The 18,134-nt window shown below is 67.7% G+C and carries 18 protein-coding genes; 6 read left to right on the top strand and 12 right to left on the bottom strand.

Translation table 11 applies throughout. The annotated features are described in order from the left end of the window. Window positions 1-8 precede the first annotated feature (8 nt). A complete protein-coding gene (locus DIZ26_RS36780) occupies window positions 9-998 on the top strand; it encodes a sigma-70 family RNA polymerase sigma factor (protein ID WP_112249194.1) in 990 nt (329 codons plus the stop codon). On the opposite strand, the gene DIZ26_RS36775 is transcribed toward DIZ26_RS36780, so the two are convergent. The 3 genes from DIZ26_RS36775 to DIZ26_RS36765 form a co-directional block, all read right to left on the bottom strand. Beyond that, window positions 991-1,929 (bottom strand): TIGR03560 family F420-dependent LLM class oxidoreductase, encoded by a 939-nt coding sequence (locus DIZ26_RS36775; protein ID WP_112249193.1) that lies wholly within the window; start codon window positions 1,927-1,929, stop codon window positions 991-993. The two genes, DIZ26_RS36780 and DIZ26_RS36775, sit on opposite strands and share 8 nt — an antisense overlap. Before the next feature lie 67 nt (window positions 1,930-1,996). Continuing rightward, window positions 1,997-2,833: an ABC transporter permease gene (locus DIZ26_RS36770; protein ID WP_112249192.1), complete on the bottom strand. Its 837-nt coding sequence runs from the start codon at window positions 2,831-2,833 to the stop codon at window positions 1,997-1,999. After that, on the bottom strand, window positions 2,830-3,594 hold the full coding sequence (locus DIZ26_RS36765; protein ID WP_112249191.1) for an ABC transporter ATP-binding protein: 765 nt from the start codon (window positions 3,592-3,594) through the stop codon (window positions 2,830-2,832). The genes DIZ26_RS36770 and DIZ26_RS36765 overlap by 4 nt, the downstream gene beginning before the upstream one ends. Window positions 3,595-3,779: 185 nt before the next feature. Here DIZ26_RS36765 and DIZ26_RS36760 point away from each other — a divergent pair, with 185 nt between their 5' ends. Then, the gene (locus DIZ26_RS36760; RefSeq protein WP_112249190.1) at window positions 3,780-4,733 is read left to right on the top strand and encodes a GbsR/MarR family transcriptional regulator; all 954 of its coding nucleotides are present in this window, start codon (window positions 3,780-3,782) and stop codon (window positions 4,731-4,733) included. Here DIZ26_RS36760 and DIZ26_RS36755 read toward each other — a convergent pair. Further along, window positions 4,702-5,820: an NAD(P)/FAD-dependent oxidoreductase gene (locus tag DIZ26_RS36755; protein ID WP_232828957.1), complete on the bottom strand. Its 1,119-nt coding sequence runs from the start codon at window positions 5,818-5,820 to the stop codon at window positions 4,702-4,704. The two genes, DIZ26_RS36760 and DIZ26_RS36755, sit on opposite strands and share 32 nt — an antisense overlap. A gap of 107 nt (window positions 5,821-5,927) precedes the next feature. Between DIZ26_RS36755 and DIZ26_RS36750 the strand changes: the two genes are divergently transcribed. Then, a complete protein-coding gene (locus tag DIZ26_RS36750; RefSeq protein ID WP_112249188.1) occupies window positions 5,928-7,571 on the top strand; it encodes a hypothetical protein in 1,644 nt (547 codons plus the stop codon). Between the two features lie 15 nt (window positions 7,572-7,586). Here DIZ26_RS36750 and DIZ26_RS36745 read toward each other — a convergent pair whose 3' ends face one another. Together DIZ26_RS36745 and DIZ26_RS36740 are read right to left on the bottom strand one after the other, a co-directional pair. Then, on the bottom strand, window positions 7,587-8,345 hold the full coding sequence (locus tag DIZ26_RS36745) for a hypothetical protein (protein WP_232828955.1): 759 nt from the start codon (window positions 8,343-8,345) through the stop codon (window positions 7,587-7,589). A 167-nt stretch (window positions 8,346-8,512) separates the two neighbouring features. Next, window positions 8,513-9,340 carry an SAM-dependent methyltransferase gene (locus tag DIZ26_RS36740; protein WP_112249186.1) on the bottom strand — a complete coding sequence of 276 codons (828 nt, stop codon included), beginning with the start codon at window positions 9,338-9,340 and terminating at the stop codon, window positions 8,513-8,515. A gap of 472 nt (window positions 9,341-9,812) precedes the next feature. Here DIZ26_RS36740 and DIZ26_RS36735 point away from each other — a divergent pair, with 472 nt between their 5' ends. Beyond that, window positions 9,813-10,046, top strand: a complete 234-nt coding sequence (locus DIZ26_RS36735) for a DUF397 domain-containing protein (RefSeq protein WP_112249185.1) — start codon at window positions 9,813-9,815, stop codon at window positions 10,044-10,046. Between the two features lie 349 nt (window positions 10,047-10,395). On the opposite strand, the gene DIZ26_RS36730 is transcribed toward DIZ26_RS36735, so the two are convergent. Continuing rightward, window positions 10,396-10,581, bottom strand: a complete 186-nt coding sequence (locus DIZ26_RS36730) for a hypothetical protein (RefSeq protein WP_112249279.1) — start codon at window positions 10,579-10,581, stop codon at window positions 10,396-10,398. A gap of 26 nt (window positions 10,582-10,607) precedes the next feature. Further along, window positions 10,608-10,799 (bottom strand): hypothetical protein, encoded by a 192-nt coding sequence (locus DIZ26_RS36725; protein WP_112249184.1) that lies wholly within the window; start codon window positions 10,797-10,799, stop codon window positions 10,608-10,610. A 468-nt stretch (window positions 10,800-11,267) separates the two neighbouring features. Between DIZ26_RS36725 and DIZ26_RS36720 the strand changes: the two genes are divergently transcribed. Then, a complete protein-coding gene (locus DIZ26_RS36720) occupies window positions 11,268-12,143 on the top strand; it encodes a helix-turn-helix domain-containing protein (protein ID WP_112249183.1) in 876 nt (291 codons plus the stop codon). Between the two features lie 27 nt (window positions 12,144-12,170). Here the strand turns inward: DIZ26_RS36720 and DIZ26_RS36715 are convergent, their stop codons facing one another. After that, on the bottom strand, window positions 12,171-12,797 hold the full coding sequence (locus tag DIZ26_RS36715; RefSeq protein WP_112249182.1) for a DUF2461 domain-containing protein: 627 nt from the start codon (window positions 12,795-12,797) through the stop codon (window positions 12,171-12,173). A 4-nt stretch (window positions 12,798-12,801) separates the two neighbouring features. Continuing rightward, on the bottom strand, window positions 12,802-13,671 hold the full coding sequence (locus DIZ26_RS36710; protein WP_232828953.1) for a LysR family transcriptional regulator: 870 nt from the start codon (window positions 13,669-13,671) through the stop codon (window positions 12,802-12,804). A 131-nt stretch (window positions 13,672-13,802) separates the two neighbouring features. Here DIZ26_RS36710 and DIZ26_RS36705 point away from each other — a divergent pair, with 131 nt between their 5' ends. After that, complete coding sequence (locus DIZ26_RS36705; RefSeq protein WP_112249181.1) at window positions 13,803-14,753, top strand: quinone oxidoreductase family protein; 951 nt, start codon at window positions 13,803-13,805, stop codon at window positions 14,751-14,753. An 82-nt stretch (window positions 14,754-14,835) separates the two neighbouring features. Here DIZ26_RS36705 and DIZ26_RS36700 read toward each other — a convergent pair whose 3' ends face one another. After that, window positions 14,836-15,126 (bottom strand): hypothetical protein, encoded by a 291-nt coding sequence (locus tag DIZ26_RS36700; RefSeq protein WP_112249180.1) that lies wholly within the window; start codon window positions 15,124-15,126, stop codon window positions 14,836-14,838. Window positions 15,127-15,359: 233 nt separating this feature from the next. Then, on the bottom strand, window positions 15,360-18,089 hold the full coding sequence (locus DIZ26_RS36695; protein ID WP_232828951.1) for a TIM-barrel domain-containing protein: 2,730 nt from the start codon (window positions 18,087-18,089) through the stop codon (window positions 15,360-15,362). Window positions 18,090-18,134: the final 45 nt, after the last annotated feature.

Here is an 18,134-nt window from a genome sequence, read left to right as displayed (position 1 = left end):
GGTCTGGGGTGACGGCTGATCTGGAGCTGGCGCGGGCCGGCGACGACGAGGCGTTCGACCGGCTGGTCGGTCCGTTGCGACGGGAGTTGCACGCGCACTGCTACCGGATGCTCGGCTCCTCGTACGACGCCGACGATGCGCTCCAGGACGCCTTGCTGCGGGCCTGGCGCGGGCTGGCCAAGTTCGAGGGGCGCAGCTCGGTGCGTTCGTGGCTCTACACGGTGGCCACCCGCACCTGCCTGGACGTGGCCGAGCAACGCGGCCGGCGGGCGCTGCCGATGGATCTCGGGCCGGCCAGCGACCGCGCCGTACTGGACAATCCGCCACTCACCGAGATCAGCTGGCTCGGACCGTACCCCGATCAGCCGGGCGACAGCTATGAGCAACGCGAGTCGGTCCAGCTCGCCTTCGTGGCGGCGCTGCAGCATCTCCCGGGGAACCAGCGGGCGGCCCTGCTGCTGTTCGAAGTACTGGACTTCAGCGCCGCCGAGATCGCCGAGATGATGGACACCTCGGTCGCCTCGGTGAACAGCGCGCTGCAACGCGCCCGGCGGATCGTGAGCGACAAGGTGCCCGACCACAGCCGGCAGCAGAGCCTGCGCGAGCTCGGCGACGCCCGGGTGCGGGACATCGTCAGGCAGTACTCGACCGCCCTCGAGCAAGGCGATGCCGACTCGCTCATCGCCCTGCTGACCGAGGACGTCACCTGGTCGATGCCACCACTGCGGCACTGGTACGCCGGAATCGCCGCCGTCACCGACTTCGCCGTCGCGATCCCGTTGACCAGGTGCCCGAGCTGGCAGCACCTCCCGATCACGGCGAACGGGCAACCCGCCATCGCCTCCTATCTCGGCGCCTCGGCACACAGCGACCATCTGCCATGGTCCATCGAGGTGCTCACCGTGCGGGCCGGCAAGATCGCTGCCGTCACCTCCTTCATCGACTCGAACGCCTTCGCGCTCTTCGGCCTGCCGCCCGCGCTGGGTCCTATCAGCTGACGAACTCCTTGGCGAACAGCCGGACAGCCTCGGGATCGGTGGAGTTGTGGAAGCCGACGATCAACTCCTGTACGCCGGCCGCCCGGTAGGCCTCGATGCGCCGGCGGACCGTGTCGAGCGAGCCGTAGAGCAGGTAGGAGGCGAAGTCGCCCGGGTAGAAGGCGCCCATCGACGGATGCAGTTGCGCGGCGGCCTCTTCGTCCGTGTCAGCGATCAGGCAGGTCGTCGTCACGGTCCGGGTGATCTCACCGAAGTCGCGGCCGGCCGCGGTCGCGTGGTCCCGCAGGATCGCGAACTTCCGCTCCGCCTCCGCCGGGGACACCATCACGTTGCAGAGGTCGGCGTACTGCGCGGCGATCTTCAGGGTCACCTTCTCGCCACCGCCTGCGATCATCAACGGGATCGGCTGCTGGATCCCGCGCGGCTGATTCACCGCGTCGACGAGCTGGTAGTACTCGCCGTCGTACGTCGTCACGTCGTTCGTCCAGAGCGACCGGATGATCTCGACGGCCTCGCGGAGTTGCCGCAGGCGCTCGGGTGCGGGCAGGAACGGGTAGCCGAACGCCTGGTAGTCCCGTTCGTACCAGCCCGCCCCGATCCCGAACGTCAGCCGGCCCTTGGACAGCACGTCGACCGTCGAGGCGATCTTCGCCTGCAAGGCCGGATTGCGGTACCCGTTCCCGCTGACCAGCTGGCCCATCCTGATCCGGCTGGTCCGCCCGGTCAGTGCCGCGAGCAACGACCACGACTCGAACACGTACGACGCCGACGGCGGGATCGTCTGGAAATGATCCGGCAGCCAGACACCGTGGTACCCACTCTCCTCCGCCGTCACTGCCAGCTCGAGCACCAGGTCGGCCGCTGCCGCCGGATCGGTGAACCCGGCCAGATCTCCACCGAACCCGGTCGGCAGAAACACACTGAACTTCATCGAACGATCCCTTCGTCGCGAACCTGTCAACAGACAGACCGGACGGCCGCCCAAAAGGAATCGCTCGTCACCCAATTCGCCGCAGTGCCCGCTCACGCCGGCCCGCCACCGCTGATCCGGACTCCCGCCGCGCCATCCGCCGCAGTACTACGGGGGCCACCAGCAACCCGAAGACTGCCCAGGCGCCCAGGACACCGACCGTCTCCAGGTGACGCCAGGAATCGCCGATCTCCACGCTCGCAAAGGAATCCGGCAGGAACGCCGACCGCATCCCGAGACCCAGCCAATAGATGGGGAACACCTGCCCGATTGCCTGCACCCAGCCCGGCAAGGCGGTGATCGGATAGAAGATCCCCGAGATCGCGATCAGCCCGAGCACCGGCAACTGGATCAAACCTTGCGCCCGCGTGGTCGTGAACACCGAGCCCAGCACAGCACCGAGTGGCAGCGTCGCGACCAGCCCGAGCAGAAGCACCCAGAACAAGGTGACCCACGAACCGCCGACTGTCAGCCCGTCGACCAGCAGCAGTCCGGGGATCAGCAGGATCGCCAGATCCACCACCAGGCCGGCCGCTACCGAGACGACCTTGCCGACGAGGTAACCGAGCATCCCGTTCGGTGTGGCCTTTGCCCGCAGCAGAGTCCCGTCCTCGCGGTCGGCCGTGAGCAGCTGACTCATGCTGACCATACCCATCGCGGCGTTCATCCCGACCATGCTCGGCAGCACCAGTACGCCGAGCCGGAACCCGTCGAAAGTCCTGTCCCGCAAGAAGAACAACGCGATCAACAGCAGCACGGGCCAGAGGAAATGGCTGGTCAACTCGGCGGGATTGGTGAACGACTGCCGCAGCTCGATCCACCCTTGACCCAGCCCGCTGCGAACCGCCGCCTTCCGCGCGCTCACAACGCGGCCCCACGAACGAGCTGGCGATAGGCGTCCTCGAGCGACGCCGGGCGCGACTCGTCGGAGCCCGCGATCTGCCGGGTCAGCTCGGCCGGCGTACCGGCCGCGATGATGCGTCCGCCGGCCAGGACCAGGATGCGATCGGCCAGCTTGCCCGCCTCGTCCAGATCGTGCGTGGTGAGCAGCACCGTCGTCCGCTCGCCAAGTCCCTGCAGGAGTTGATGAAACTCGTACCGCGCGACCGGATCGAAACCCACGGTCGGTTCGTCCAGGAACAGCACCTCAGGGCGTCCGACGATCCCGATCGCCACGTCGAGCCGGCGCCGCTGCCCGCCGGACAAGGTCTTGATCTTCTGCCGAGCCTGCCCGGTCAGGCCGACGGTCTCGATCAGCTCGGCCGCATCCCACGGTCGTGACATCTCGGCGGTCGCGTACGGCGCGTAGTACGTGCCCAGATGCGCGAGGAGTTCCTGCACTCGCCAGTTGCCGTGGTCCCGCCACGACTGCAGTACCACGCCGAGCCGCGACCGCCATCGCTCGTCACCGCTCGCCGGGTCGCAGCCGAGCACCGACACGTCGCCGGCGGATCTGCTCCGAAAACCCTCGAGAATCTCGATCGTCGTGGTCTTGCCCGCCCCGTTCGGGCCGAGCAGCACCAGCGTTTCGCCCTGTCTCGCCTGGAACGTCACATCCTGCAGCACGTCTGTCGTGCCGTACCGCATTCGCAGCCCGTCGACGGCCAGCACCATCTCGTTCTTCATCCCCAGCTCCCTCGGTTCTGCCCAGGAAGCTACGTTGCGTTTGATCATCCGGCAACGACTATGACGGCCTTGAAGGGGACTTCATGTACTGGAATCAGCTATTGTTGCAACGGAAATGACGGTGAATGCAAAGGTTCCCCAAGTGCCGTTGCAATGACCAGACAATGAACGCATCGGGAGGACGGATGCCAGGCGGCAGGCTGCGCCACATCGATCGCCAGGCCATCGCGGCCGGCCTCGCCGACGGTCTGGGTTATGCCGAGATCGCCCGTCAACTGGACCGGCCGACGTCCACGATCAGCCGCGAGGTCGCCCGCAACGGCGGCCCGGCCGGCTACCGCGCCGACCACGCGCACTACGCCACCGAGAGCCGGGCCCGCCGGCCGAAACCGCCACCACGCGAGCAACCGATCGAGACCGACGGCTACGGGCGCGATCCGGGCGCGGTCCGCGAGTACGCCGAGCAGTTCGCCGGCCTGATGGTCGAGGCCGGTCTCCCCCGGATGGTCGCGCGCGTCCTGGCCCGCCTGTACACCACGGATTCGCGCAGCCTGACCGCCGCCGACCTGGTCCGCCAGCTCCGCGTCAGCCCCGCCTCGGTCTCGAAGGCGATCGCGTACCTGGAGAAGGTCGAGATGGTCGAGCGACGCCGCGAGCCGGGCAGACGCCATGAGTACTACGTGATCGAGGACGACGTCTGGCTCCGGGCGTGGATGACGAGCGCCCGGACGAACGCGAGCTGGGCCGAAGCCGCGCAGTACGGCGCCAAGCTCTTCGGCCCGGAGACCCCGGCCGGCTCGAGGCTGGACAAGATGGGCCACTTCTTCGCACAACTCAGCACCGACATGAACGGCGGCCCCACTGCCCTTGCCGCAGAAGACGTCATGACGATTCTCGCCGCTCTGGTCCACGCCGGCGCACCGCTCACCGCGTCCCAGCTGAGCACCGCCCTGTCCTGGCCCCTCCCCCGCGTCGAGGAAGCCCTCGCAACCGCCGAGACCTATGCCTACTTCACCGACCCGGTCGTCATCGAGCATCGCACCGACGACACCTACGGGATCACCGCCAAACCGGCCCGCTTGACCGCGGCTCAACGGAAGGCGCTGGCTAGAGCAGTGCGCGCACCAGCCGCGGTGTGATGTGGCCGTTGGCCAGGCCGATCTCCACGAGATCGTCGAAGACCTCTTGACTGGCGGCCGAAGCACGGATGCCGCGGTCCAGCACGTGTCCTGACCTGCACAGCTGCGCGGTCAACGCGGTGTGCCGCAAGTGCCGTCCGAGCAAACGTCCAGCCGTACGCCGGTACGCCGTACCCGCGTCGCCCGATCGCAGTGCACCCCCTGCAGCCAGGCCGGCGAGCAGGCCGGTGGCGACGGCGTAGTAGATGCCCTCACCGGTCATCGGATTGATCAGCCCGGCCGCGTCTCCCGCGAGCAGGACGCGCCCGCCGCGAGGCCGCCACGACCAAGACGACAGCGGGAGATGGTGCCCTCGCCAATCGGTCCCGCCTTCGCCCGCTCCGGGGAGCAGTTCCTCCAGCCGGTCGAGCAGGTCGCGTCGCGTCGGATGCGGGCGACTCGGGAGCAGTTGTTCGCCGTAGCCGACATTGGAGAGGCCGTCACCGCGATCGAAGGACCACGCATACGACGGTTGGCGGCCGAGGCCGAACACGATCTCCTGCCGGGCAGCCCGCTGGGGCGGCGTCGGCGCATAGCCCCGAATCGCCAACGCCACGGGTCCGGCCTGGCTCTTCGGGCCGCCGACGGACCGGCGTACGACGGAATTCGCGCCGTCCGCGCCGACCACGACGGCAGCCGCGAGGTGGTCCACCTGGACGGCGTCACGGCGTACGTCGATCGTTCTGACCCGGTGGCGTAGAAGGTGAGCCCCGGCCGCTCGCGCCGCTTCCACGAGGCGCTGGTCGAACACCTTGCGCGGTACGACCCAGGCAGGTCGGGCCATGTCCCGGGCGACCTCGAGATCCCCACGGCGCAAGGCGAGGCGGCGTACCGGCGTACGGTCGGTCAGCAGGCCGGTTACGCCGACTGACGCGAGCAGGTCGAGCACGTGGGGCGCGATGCCGTCGCCGCAGGCTTTGTCGCGTGGGAAGTCGTCCCGGTCGAGAAGGAGAACCGATAGCGACGGGTTCTCCGTCAGCGCGCCGAGAGCCGTTGCCGCACCGGCCGGTCCCGCGCCCACCACGACCAAATCCCAGACCAGCTTCACCGGCACCTCCCTGGATCCAGTTTGCATGCTGATCGAACAGGTTGGGCGGTTGCCGGGCGCAGGTCAGGATCAGAGTGCCCAGGTCACGGACGACAGGAGACATCCCGGTGAGGCTCCGCAAGCTCGTAGTACTGACTTCCGCCGCCCTCACCCTGCTGGGTGGCGTCGCGGCCGTGCCGGCAACAGCGGTCACGGAAACCAGCCAGACCACGATGCAGCCGGCCAGCGTCGCGAACGGGGCGATCTCGCGCCAGGAGATGCTGCTGCGATCCGCCTCCTGGATCCGCGACCAGGTGCCCTACAGCCAGGACAACGCCAGCCCGCACGTGAACGAGTACGGCAGCTATCGCCGGGACTGCTCCGGCTTCCTCTCGATGGCGTGGCACCTCGGCAGTTCGCTCACCACGGCTTCCCTGCCGAGCGTCATGCACGCCATCACGTACGACGACCTGCAGCCGGGCGACGCTCTGCACCGTACGTCGGGCGGCGTCAACCACATCGCGCTGTTCGTCCGCTGGGCCGACGTCGCACGGACGCGGCCGACCGTGCGTGAGGAGTACGACTACGGGCACGTCGCCGAGGAACGGACCTGGACCAACTCGTATCTGAAGACGTTCACGCCGTACCGCTACAACAAGGTCGCCGGTGCGACGGCGAGCCCCGGCTCGTGGATGGGGCAGGATGTGGCCGGACGGCTGATCTCGTTCGCCGCCACCGCGGACGGATCCGTCCAGCTCGCCGCACAGACCGCCCCGGCGGCGCAGACCTGGCAGTCGACCGTGATCGAACCGCCGGGCAGCGTCGCCGTCGACAGCCGGATCGCCACCACGCTCGACTCGATCGGCCGGGCGTACTATTTCGCCATCACCCCCGACGGGAAACTCCGGGCCGGCTACGAGACCACTCCCGGCGCGGCGCAATGGGTCTCGGGCACGATCGAGCCGACCACCGACCTCGACGGCGTCGAGACCGTCCACCTGACCGGCGATCCTGCCGCCTCGATCGATGCCCGGGGCAAACTCACGTACTTCGCCCGCACCACGGACGGCCGGCTCTTCCACGGCTGGCAGGACGCACCGGGCAGCTCGCTGTGGCATGCCACGATCATCCGCGACTCGGTGACCAACCAGCAGCTCAGCATCACGTCGCGGCCGGTCGTTGCCCAGGACAACCTTGGACGGATCGCGTTCCTCACCCGCAAGGCCGACGGCAACCTTCTCTACGGGCGGCAGGCGGCACCGGGTACCGGTCCCTGGAAGACCGCCACCATCGCGACCTCGCCGCTGGCCGGTGACCCGTCGGTCGCGGTGGACGTCTCCGGCAAGCTCGTCTACTTCGCCCGCACCGTCGACGGGAAGCTCTTCCACGGCTGGCAGACCTCAGCCGGCGCGGATACCTGGCAGTCGACCACGATCCAGCCGACCACCGACACCGACGGCGTCGAAACCGTCCAGCTCGCCGGCGAACCGGTCATCTCCCTCGACAACGGCGCCAAGCTCACCTACTTCATCCGCACGACAGACGGTCGCCTGCTCCACGGCTGGCAGCAGACGCCTGGCTCAGACCCCTGGCACTCGACAATCATCCGCGACGCCACCACCGACCAGCTCCCCAACCTCGCCGCCGACCCCGCCGTCTATCTCGACTCAGCGGGCAAGCTGGTGTTCGTTGCCGTCAGCACCAATGCCACGCTGATCCAGGGCTGGCAACACGCCCCCGGGACCGGCCCCTGGCACCTCGTCCCTCTCTGACCGCCCTGGGCTGGGTCAGCGCTCGGGGCGGCGGCCTGGGCGGTGGGAGCGGCGGGAGGGAGGGACGGACGGCGTACGGCGTGGGCGGGGGACGAGTCGATCGGCGTGGCCGGTGCCTTCGGAGCGCAGTACGACTTCGCGTGGTTCGTCCAGGTCGACGACCTTCGGCGCCGGGGGAACATATGTCGGCTCGGCGTACGGCTCTTCGACCGGCTCGGGCTCGACCTCGACGCGCGCCGGCTTCGCCCGGGCAGCGGCCTCTTTGCTCGCCCGCGGCTTCGGTGCCGCGATCGGCGCCGGGGGCACGTAGACCTTGACCTTCTTCTTCGGCAGCTTGGTTCTGAGCTCGATCCCCAGTTGCGGGATCAGGTTGCCGACGACAACGATGGTGACGGCAACGGACAGCACGCTGCAGCCGGCCAGCAGGATCGAGCGGAAACCGGCGGCCCAGTTCGACGGACCCGTCCGGCGCATCGCGGCGATCATCGCGACCACCACGACATTGGTGATCGCCACGGAGATCGTCGCGGCCGTGGTCCAGCCGAGCACCTTCCGCTCCAGCCCGACCTCGTCCGACGCCGCGACCAGGCCGGCGATCAGGCCTGCCAGCACGGGAATCGTGTACACCATCGCGAGCGTCAGACCGGGACTGGCGACCAGGTAGAACACGTCGAAGACCACCGCAGTACCGGCGAGGGCCGCGGCGAAGCAGATCACCATCGGCGGATACGCCCGCACGATGGCGACCGCGTCGGCGGGCACCGTCCTGATCATCCGGTAGTGCACAGGGTCCCCATCAATAGAAGCTGTCGGCCCCATTCTGCCGGTACCCGACACCCAGCGTCACAATCGGCACACCACGATCGAAGGGGTATGCGTCGCGGACATGCTGAAGGCGCGCGACCAGCTGCTGGTCGCGCGCCTTCAGGGTGCTGTGTGGGTCAGTTCTTCTTGGCGATTCCTGCCATCAGGATGCGCTGGTACGGCTGAAGGTCCTCGGCTGCCGGTACCTCGGCGTCGGGGTCCTCCGGGAACCAGCGGGCCAGGAAGTCCAGTCCGGGCGGCACCAGCGGGAGGCCAAGGAAGTGCTGCTCGATCCGCTCCGGCGTCCGGATCCAGCCGTTGCCCAGGCTCTCCAGGCCGGCCTGCTCCATCGCCTTCTGCAACGGCTCACCGGTGTCGACGAAGTCCGTGATGAACAAGTAGCTACCGGAGGGCAGCGCGTTCATCAGCGTGCGGACCCACTCGTCCGGCTTCTCGTCGTCGTGGAAGTGCATGTGAATGCCGACGATCATCAACGCGACCGGACGGGTGAAGTCCAGGTGGTCGGTGATCTCCTTGTTGTCCAGAATGCCCTGCGGGTCGCGCAGGTCCGCGGTCACGACGATGGTGCTGTCGTCGGTGGCCAGCAGCGCGCGGCCGTGCGCGAGCACGATCGGGTCGACGTCGACGTACACGACCTTCGCCCGCGGGTTGACCTCCTGCGCCGCCTGGTGGGTGTTCTTCTGCGTCGGCAGGCCGCTGCCGATGTCGAGGAACTGGTCGATACCCGCCGTGCGCGCGAGGTACTGAACGCCCTTGACCAGGGCAGCCCGGTTCTCGATCGCGCAGCGACCGGCGTCCGGAACGTACTTCAGATAGGTCGCCGCGCCCTCGCGGTCGGCGGCGAAGTTGTCCTTGCCACCGAGCAGCGCGTCGTACACGCGCGCGATGGTCGGCTGGGAGGTGTCGAAGCCGGGAGTCGCGTCCGGGCCGTCGGGAGTCGCCATCGGCGGAGCCTTCGTGTGGGGGGATTCGTCTCGGTCAGCCTAGTGCATCTGCAGACCAGTGGAAGGGTGGATCACCCCTCCCGCGAGTGTTTCTGGCAAGGATTCCAGGTCCCGCCCCGATCTACCTGATCCCTCAACCAAAGAGGTCGCTTTTCACTTCACGCGGGTCGCTCACATCCTTCAGCTGAGTGACGCCGTGCCCGACCGCCATTCAGCCGCGACTCGGCCTCGGGGCCGTCCTACTGCCGCTCGATCCATCCCCTCTGCGCCGGGCAGTTCGTACGGCGGGGAGCAGGCTTTTGTGCGGCGTGGAGGCAATTTCTACTCACCGTGAGCGACCGCCGCGCCGGGGAGTCGGCACGCGAGTTAAACGCTGGGTAATCGACCGGACACAGAGGCCTGGAACGTGTACGATGCAAATGCAAGCCCAAATGCACGTGCATATGCCAAAGACGTACGGAAGGTGCAGCTGATGACTGCTATCTACAACGGCATGCCCGGGGACGCGACGAGCGAGCTGACCTGGCGGAAGAGTCAGCGCAGCGGCCCCAACGGCAACTGCGTAGAGGTGGCGAAGCTGGCGGATGGTGGCGTGGCGATGCGGAACTCGCGTTTCACGTCCGGACCGGCGCTGGTGTTCACCAAGGCTGAGATCGAGGCATTCCTCGGCGGAGTCCACGACGGGGAGTTCGACGATCTCGTCTGACCTAGACCAGCACAAGCAAGAGGCCCCTTCACCAGGCGAGTGGTGAGGGGGCCTCTGACGTTCCGGCCGGCACTGGCGCCGACCGAGTCGGCGTAGACAGCAGAGCCCGGGCGTAGACAGCAGAGTCGAGCCCCGGTGCAGACAGCAGAGTCGAGCCCCGGGCGTTAGACAGCAGAGTCGAGCCCGGGTGCAGACAACAGAGCCGAGCAGGTGCAGACAACAGAGCAGCCACCGGCAGCACGACAAGAAGGCCGATCTTCAGTGAAGATCGGCCTTCTTGTACCGCGGCGGTGGCTTGCCGCGGCGCGGCCACCGAGGTGGCCGTCGTCGAGGAGAGGTGGTTACTGCTTCACTGCACGGTGAGCGGCCAGAGCTGCTCGCTCGGAAGCTCCGAGGCTCCCGCGGTCGCCGCTCCGTCCACAGTGATTCGCAGTCCGGTGAACTTGGGCGTCATGACTCGCTGGTACCGCGACGCACGGTCGGGCTCCGCGACGTACTCGGCGATCAGGTGATCACCCAACCAGATCCGCACCATCTTCCAGCCTCCTGCTCGGTCGCTGTTCATCCCAGGCTCACGATCGGATCCCCGTCGAGTTGACGGACGCCGCGAAGCCAGCCTTCGAAGGCCCATCGCTGCTGCTCGGGGCAGCGTGCGACGAGTTCCTGGATCTCCCGTTCGGTCAGCTCCTCGGGCGCCCGGCCACCGCTGGTGTCCGCGCCGTTGCCGGCTGCCTCGATGTCGTGGTTGCTCATCGACTCGGGTTCCCCAACCAGTCGTGCCGGCGTCCCCGCCGACGATCAATGGACCGGCCTGCCGAATCACGCGATGTCACTGGTTGCGAGATTCAGCTCACCTTCTGTGCATGAAGTAATCATGGCGGTCGCACAGTACGAATGCAAGCGCCCAATGCACGTGCATCCGCACGTTTTTGAGTTGTGACCGTTTTGAGGCCGTTTTCAGGCGTGGATCGGCCTTCCGGACCCCTCGACGGGCCGGAAATCGGGCCCGAAACGGCCGAAGTTTGTCAGAACATGGCCGGAAACTGGCATCGATGCCGCAACCGGCTACGATGACACTCTGTGACCGGAGGCCAGACGGCGGCCACTCGAGGCGACTCTTGTGTAAGAACTTCGACAGTTCGGTGCGAGGACGTGCGATGATTTGGTCGGGGTGGGCAGACCGTCCGCTACGGGGCAGCTGGGGTGTCGTCGGAGGTGAGCGTGACTGAGTCGGGCGCGCAGAGCGGACCGACAGCGCTGCGAATCATTCTCGGAGCGCATCTCCGCCGGATGCGGGAGGCGGCCGGTATCAGCCGGTCGGACGCCGGCTGGGAGATCCGCTCATCGGAGTCCAAGGTCAGCCGGATGGAGCTGGGCCGGGTCGGGTTCAAGGAACGCGACGTCGGCGACCTGCTCACGCTGTACGGCCTGGACGACGGCGAGGAGCGCGAGCGGCTGATGGCCCTCGCCCGGGACGCGAACAACCCGGGCTGGTGGCACCGCTTCGGCGACGTACTGCCGAGCTGGTTCCACTCCTACCTCGGCCTCGAAGCGGCCGCTCAACTGATTCGTACCTACGAGCTGCAGTTCGTCCCCGGCCTGCTGCAGACCCCGGAGTACGTGCGGGCGGTCGTCCAGCTCGGTCGCGGGCTGATCCCCGCCGAAGAGGTCGAGCGCCGGGTAGCGCTGCGGGTCAGTCGCCAGGAGGTGCTGCACCGTACGCCGACCCCGGTCCGGCTCTGGGCCGTCGTCGACGAATCCGTCCTGCGCCGTCCCATCGGCGGCGTGAAGGCGATGCGGATCCAGCTCGAGGCGCTGCTCGAAGCAACCCACATGCCGAACGTGACGCTCCAGGTGATGCCGTTCGAGTCCGGCGGCCACGCGGCCACCGGCGGTGCGTACAGCATTCTCCGTTTCCCGGAGCAGGACCTGCCCGACATCGTCTACATCGAGCACCTCACCAGCGCGCTCTACCTGGACAAGCTCGAGGACCTCGACCAGTACACGGCGACCATGGAAGCCCTCTGTGTCGCCGCTCCCCCACCGAACAAAACCCGCGACCACCTGTACCGGATCCTCAAGGACTTCGACGACTGACGTCCGTGCTCGCCCAGCGAGGACCGGTCAGCCGTTGGTGGTGAGCCAGTCGAGGAAGGGGCGGGTGGCTCGCCAGTCGTGGCGGATCTGGTCAGCCAGGTCGGGGGTGTGGATGATCGGCTCGAATCCGTACGACTTGCCGAGCGTCATCGACTTGTGCCGGAGGAGTTCGATCCTCGGGTGGTCGGCGTCCCAGCCGCGCGGGCTCGTCTTGAGTTTCTCCCCACCGAGCGTCCAGCCGGCCTTCTGCAGCTTGCCGAGCAGCTTCTCGAGTTCCTTGCCGCGCCGGTCGTCGTCGATCGCGGCCCGGATGCGCGCCAGCCGGTCGGCCGAGGCCTCGTAGAAGCCGGCCCCGACCCGGACGCCGGGCGCCGACAGCTGCACGTACCAGCCGGTCGACGGGCCGAGATCGATGAAGGCGCCCTGGTGGGTCTTGTACGGCGTCTTGTCCTTGGCGAACCGGACGTCGCGATAGGGCCGGAAGAGTTTGGCCGCCCCGAACTCCGCCTCGAGTTCGGCGAGCAGCGCGGCCATCGGCGCCTTCACCGACTCCTCGTAGACGTGCTTGTGCTCGTTCCAGAACGTCTTGGTGTTGTCCATCTCCAGGTCGTCGTAGAAGTCGAGCGCGGCGGTCGGGAACCCGGTGAAACTCATGGCCTCACGATAATGACCGTAGTTCGCGCACCAGTTCCCGGACCGCCGTACTGCGCGCCAGCTCGGGTGCCGCGACATAGCCGACCGTACGCCGGGGCGCGTCGGTACCGAGCTCGGCCAGTACGACGTTCGCCGGGCGATCCGCCGCCGTCGAGCGCGGCACCACCGCCATCCCCAGCCCGTGCGCCACCATCGACAACAGCACGGTGTCGTCGGCGACGTTGATCGTGGCCGTCGGCAACCATTCCTGGGTGGCGAACCACTCCTTGGTGGCGGCCGAGCAGTTCTCCGTCCAGTCGATCACCGGCAGCGAGCGCGGATCCGGGTGGCCGGACGGGTGAATCAGTACGTACGGCTCCTCCAGCAGTGTGCCGCCGACCAGGCCGGCCTCGGCGGGGAGCCGGTGCGGCAGATTGACGATCGCGACATCGGCCCGCCCGGCGACCACCTCGTTCGCAGTACCGCCGCCGACGTCGCGCACGATCGATACGTCGTACACCAGGTTCGGGTGGCGGGACCGGAGTCTGGTGAGGGCCGGTGGCAACAACTGGGCGGCTGCGCTGCGGAACGCGGCGATCCGGAGGCGGTCGGTCAGTTGTTCGCCCGAAGCGGCCCGCACATCCTGCTGGAGCACGGTCATCAGCCGTAGGACGCCGCGGCCGTGCTTGATCGCACTCAGCCCGGCGGCGGTCGGCCGGGCCCCATGCCGGCCCCGGTCGAACAGGACCGCGCCGACCTTCCGCTCCGTGCCCCGGACCGAGTGTGAGACGGCGGACTGCGTCAGCCCGAGTCTGGCCGCGGCCGCGGAGAAGCTGCCTTCGGCATCGACGGCATCCAGAATGCGCAGCTCGGCTGCGGTGAGATCGTCCAGCACCTCACCAGGCTAGCGCTCATCCATGAGCGCCTCTCATGGACAACGAGTTTCCATCGACGACGACAACTGTTCGGCCGGTTCGAGCCGTATCTACCTTTGCCGCACAAGTCGTCGACGGAACGGAACCAGCCATGCGCGCCATCCAGGTCAGCCGGTACGGCGGACCAGAGGTCCTCGTCCCCACCGAGCTCCCCACGCCGGTCCCCGCCCCGGACCAGCTCCTGGTGGAGGTCAGCGCGGCCGGCGTGAACTATGCCGATACCCATCGCACCGACGGGTCGTATCGCGGCGGCTCACTGCTTCCGTTCGTCCCCGGCGTCGAGGTGGTCGGCCGGGCCGCTGACGGCCGGCGGCTGCTCGCCCCGATCTTCTCGGGCGGCGGCTATGCCGAGGAGGCTGTGATCCCGGCGGCCCGCGCGGTGGAGGTACCGGACGAGGTCAGCGACGGCCAGGCGCTCGCGCTGCTGGTGCAGGGGCTGACCGCTTGGCACGTACTGCGTAACTCCGCGCGCCTGGCACCCGGCGAGACGGTGGTCGTGAACGCGGCCGCGGGCGGCGTCGGGACGCTCGCGATCCAGCTGGCGAAGTTCTTCGGCGCGGGCCGGGTGATCGCCGTCGCCTCACGACCGGACAAGCGCGAACTCGCGATCAACCTCGGGGCGGACGTCGCCGTGAACAGCTCCCTCGACTCGTACGCCGACCAGGTGCTGGCCGCCAACGACGGCCGGCCCGTCGACGTGATCCTCGACGCGACCGGTGGCAAGACGCTGCTGGCCGGTCTGGAGGTGCTGGCCGGATTCGGCCGGCTGGTGTCGTACGGGAATGCCGCCCGGGAGGGGCGGCCGCTGGTCGACATCGGGGTGCTTGCCGAAGGCAACCAGTCGGCCGCGGCGTTCTGGCTGGTGCCGGCGCTGGAGTATCCAGGCGGCTATGCCGAACCGCTGGCGGAGTTGCTGCGCCTTACCGCGAGCGGCACGATCAGCCCGATCCTCGGGGGCGAGTACGCACTCGAGGAGTCCAGGCAGGCCCACGAGGACCTGCTGGCTCGCCGCACCACCGGCAAACTGATCATCCGGCCCTGAGCGGCACCGCTCTGCTCATCCGGCCCTGGGCGGGACCGCTCTGCTCATCGGGCCCTGACCATCGAGCGTCGTGCAGCGGAGGTCAGGCGTCGACGCGGTCGCGGACGACCTTCAGCGTGATGGCGGCCGCCACGGCGAGGCCGCCGACGACCATCAGCACCGTGACCAGGGTGGCCGAGTTGTTCAGCCGCCCGTCGCAGGCCATCGGGGTGATGCCGCGGGCGGGCTGAAACACCGAGCCGCAGTTGGTCGAATCAGCGGAGACCGAGCGGAAACCCAGTGCCAGCCCGCCGAGCAGCAGTGCCACTCCGGCGATCGCCAGAATCTTGTTCAGCGTCGTCATGACGGCGCCGACGCCGATCTCTGCAGGCATGCCGACGGCACGGCCTGACTGCCCCGTTGCACTTCGCTCACTCCTGACTTCGACTGACACCTCTCCGAACTTACGGCGGCCACCCCGCGGATCCACCTCGGCAGAGCCGTCAGCAGCCAATCTTCACTAAGTCCTTACTCAGGACATGGAAGGCCGTTACCAGGGTCTCAGACGCCGTCGCGGGCTGTGACACTGGCATCGCTGTGCCACAGCCCGCTGATCGGTGAGAGAAGTCAGAACCCGCCAGTAGTAGTTCCACCACTGCCTGTCGCCGGCGTGGTGAAGGTGATGTTCGGGTCCGGCCCCCATAGGTCTGCCGTGGCCGGGTAGTTCGCCTCCTGCCGCTTGATGCACTTCCATTCCACCGAGGTGTTCGGCGGCAGGTTGCTGATCGTGCCGGTCCAGGTCGGGTAGCTGGTCGGCGCCAGCTTCACCGCGCTCGCGACCGACCAGGCGCCGAGCTGCGGCACGCTGCCGACGACGTACACGGACTGGCCGGTCGTCGTGGTCCCGTTGCTGCAGCTGAACGTCTTGGAGACGACCGCCTGGCCGAGGGTGAAGACGAACGACTTCGCCGTACTCACTGCCAGCGAGGCCGACTTGGCGACGACGAGGTTGCCGCCGGCGTTGTACCAGCCGCTGGCGGCCGCGTCGAAGGCTGCCTTGTTCGCGTACTGCGTGAGCGCCGACCCGTTGAGCGTCACGGCCGAGGCCTGGGTGTCGGCCACCAGTTCGACCACGTTCGAGCGGCTGCTCGGTGCTCCGGTGTAGGTGCCCGAGGCGGCCGCGATGCCGACGGTCGCAGTACTGCCTGATCGCGACTGGGTCAGGTCGGTGGTCCGCTTGGAGCCGGTCTGGTAGCCGATGGTGGAGCCGTCGTCCTCGGCGAGCGTGAACGACGACGCGGTCGGGTCGGAGTACACCCGGGCCACCAGTTCGTTGCGCGTCGTACCGTCGGCGCGCTTGCCCAGCACGTTCATGGTCTGGTCGTCGACGTACATCTTCGGGATGATCGCGCCTGCTCTGGCGTAGGCGGGGAGCTGGAACTTGCCGTTGCGCCACAGCGGTACGTCGGTCAGGTTCTGTCCGGTGCTCACCGTCTTGGTGTTGGTGTAGTAGTCGTACCAGGTCCCGGCCGGCAGGTAGACGTCCCGCTTGCGCTGGTTCGCGCCCGCCGCGACACCGACGAGCAGGTCCTTGCCGATCAGCTTCTCGTGACCGGTCTCCCGCACGTTCGGGTCGTTCTGGTACTGGTAGACCAGCGGCGGCATCAGCGGTTCGCCGGTCGTGTAGGCCTTGTGGGCCAGGGAGTAGTAGTACGGCGTGAGCTCGTAGCGCTGCCGCAGGTTCGCCAGGTTGCTCGGTACGTCGCCGATCGAGTCCGGCGAGGTCTCCGCGCAGTTGCAGAGGTTCTCGGTGTGCGGCCGGATCGGTACGTCGAACCAGGACGAGTTCGCGAACCACTGGGTGTAGAGCTCGTTCAGGTCGGAGTTGAGCATCTCCCGGCGGAAGCCACCGATGTCGGAGCCGAAGTAGTCGATCCCGGACATCGACATCTGCATCTGGACGTTCTGCTGGTCCGCGAGCGCGGTCAGCTTCGAGCCGATGTCGCCGGACCACATCGCCGTACCGGTGCGCTGGATGCCGCCGGCCGCGGAGCGCGCGAGCATGAACGGTCGCTGCTGGACCGCGTTGTCCGTATAGCCTTTCGCGATCCCCTTGGCCCACTCCAGGTTGTAGAGGTTGTGGTAGTCGGAGTGCGCGTGCTTGCCGGCCAGGACTCCCGACGTCCAGTCGTTCGAGTCGTACATCTCCGGCTCGCCGAGGTCGAGCCAGTGACCCATCACGCCGTCGTTGATCAACGGCTGCCGCTGGGTGGTGTGCCAGTGCGCGCTGGCGGCGGGCTGGGTCCAGTCGATCATGCCGCCGCGGCCCCACCAGTCGTTCCCGGTCAGGTACGACGGGCTGCAACTCGAGCAGCCGGCTCTGATCAGGTAGCCGGAATTCGCCATGTCGGTGTGCTCGGGCAGGTTCTTGCCGACGTACGACTCCTCGATCGTCATCACGCCGACGCCGTTGGTGTTCTTGTACGTCGCCAGCTTGGCCGCCGCGTTCGGGAAGTTCACCGGATCCCAGTCCAGCGTGCCCATCCGGGTGTTGTCGGAGCCGGCCGTGACACCGCCGAACCAGTTCACGTCCAGCATCACGCCGTCGGTCGGGAAGTTGTTCGCCCGCAGCCCGCTCAGCGTCGTGTCGATCTCGTTCCAGTTGTCGTAGCCGTACTCCGACATCCACAACCCGAACGCCTTCTTCGGCGGCACCGGCGGGCGACCGGTCAGCTCGAGATAGTCCTTGCGCAGGTCGGGCAGATCCGGGCCGCTCATCACGTACCAGCGGAGCTGATCGCCGTACGTGTCCATCGTCCAGGGATCGCCGGTCAGGTTCCAGTCCTGCTTGTAGACCTGGTCGACGAACATCCCGTAGTTGGTGGTGTTCGCACCGACCGCGAACAGTACCGGGATCTGTGCGTTGCCGACCGGGCCGTTGTCGGTGTCGTAGAGCATCGCGTTGCCGTAGGGACCACTCGTGCGCTGCCGGCCGACCCAGTCGCCGTCGGCACTGCCACCCATGAAGAACTGCTCACCGAGCCCGTACGCGTTCTGCATCGACGACTTCGTGAAACTCAGCCCTTTCCACGCCTGGCTGAGGTTTCGCGGACACGTCGTGTTGAGCAACAGCTGCGGCGACCGGGTGATGTCGGTGACGGTCGCACAGAGCGTGGTCGCGTTGACGTCCACCTTGAGCCCGGCCGTCGTCAAGGTGTTCCCGGTCTGATTGAAGGTGGTCGGGCCGGTGTAGTTGGTCTTGGCGATCTGGTCGGTCGTGAAGATCGGCGAACCACTCCCCGGGCCAGCTCCCGCTCCCAGCTCGAAATGCACGAGATCGTCGTCGAGGAACTCCACCACCAGATAGTTGCCTCCGGCAGTGAACTGAACTCTTTGTACCGC

The organism is Kribbella monticola (assembly GCF_003261635.1).
In the GTDB taxonomy this organism is placed as follows: domain Bacteria; phylum Actinomycetota; class Actinomycetes; order Propionibacteriales; family Kribbellaceae; genus Kribbella; species Kribbella monticola.
This window is presented reverse-complemented; position numbering and strand designations above follow the sequence as displayed.

Excerpts from the sequence above, each read along its gene's own strand:
- DIZ26_RS36760 (WP_112249190.1), top strand. The coding sequence starts at position 3,780 with ATGCCAGGCGGCAGGCTGCGCCACATCGATCGCCAGGCCATCGCGGCC.
- DIZ26_RS36765 (WP_112249191.1), bottom strand. The coding sequence starts at position 3,594 with ATGAAGAACGAGATGGTGCTGGCCGTCGACGGGCTGCGAATGCGGTAC.
- DIZ26_RS36715 (WP_112249182.1), bottom strand. The coding sequence starts at position 12,797 with ATGAGTTTCACCGGGTTCCCGACCGCCGCGCTCGACTTCTACGACGAC.
- DIZ26_RS36775 (WP_112249193.1), bottom strand. The coding sequence starts at position 1,929 with ATGAAGTTCAGTGTGTTTCTGCCGACCGGGTTCGGTGGAGATCTGGCC.
- DIZ26_RS36735 (WP_112249185.1), top strand. The coding sequence starts at position 9,813 with ATGACTGCTATCTACAACGGCATGCCCGGGGACGCGACGAGCGAGCTG.
- DIZ26_RS36745 (WP_232828955.1), bottom strand. The coding sequence starts at position 8,345 with ATGATCAGGACGGTGCCCGCCGACGCGGTCGCCATCGTGCGGGCGTAT.
- DIZ26_RS36705 (WP_112249181.1), top strand. The coding sequence starts at position 13,803 with ATGCGCGCCATCCAGGTCAGCCGGTACGGCGGACCAGAGGTCCTCGTC.
- DIZ26_RS36700 (WP_112249180.1), bottom strand. The coding sequence starts at position 15,126 with ATGCCTGCAGAGATCGGCGTCGGCGCCGTCATGACGACGCTGAACAAG.
- DIZ26_RS36725 (WP_112249184.1), bottom strand. The coding sequence starts at position 10,799 with ATGAGCAACCACGACATCGAGGCAGCCGGCAACGGCGCGGACACCAGC.
- DIZ26_RS36740 (WP_112249186.1), bottom strand. The coding sequence starts at position 9,340 with ATGGCGACTCCCGACGGCCCGGACGCGACTCCCGGCTTCGACACCTCC.
- DIZ26_RS36730 (WP_112249279.1), bottom strand. The coding sequence starts at position 10,581 with ATGGTGCGGATCTGGTTGGGTGATCACCTGATCGCCGAGTACGTCGCG.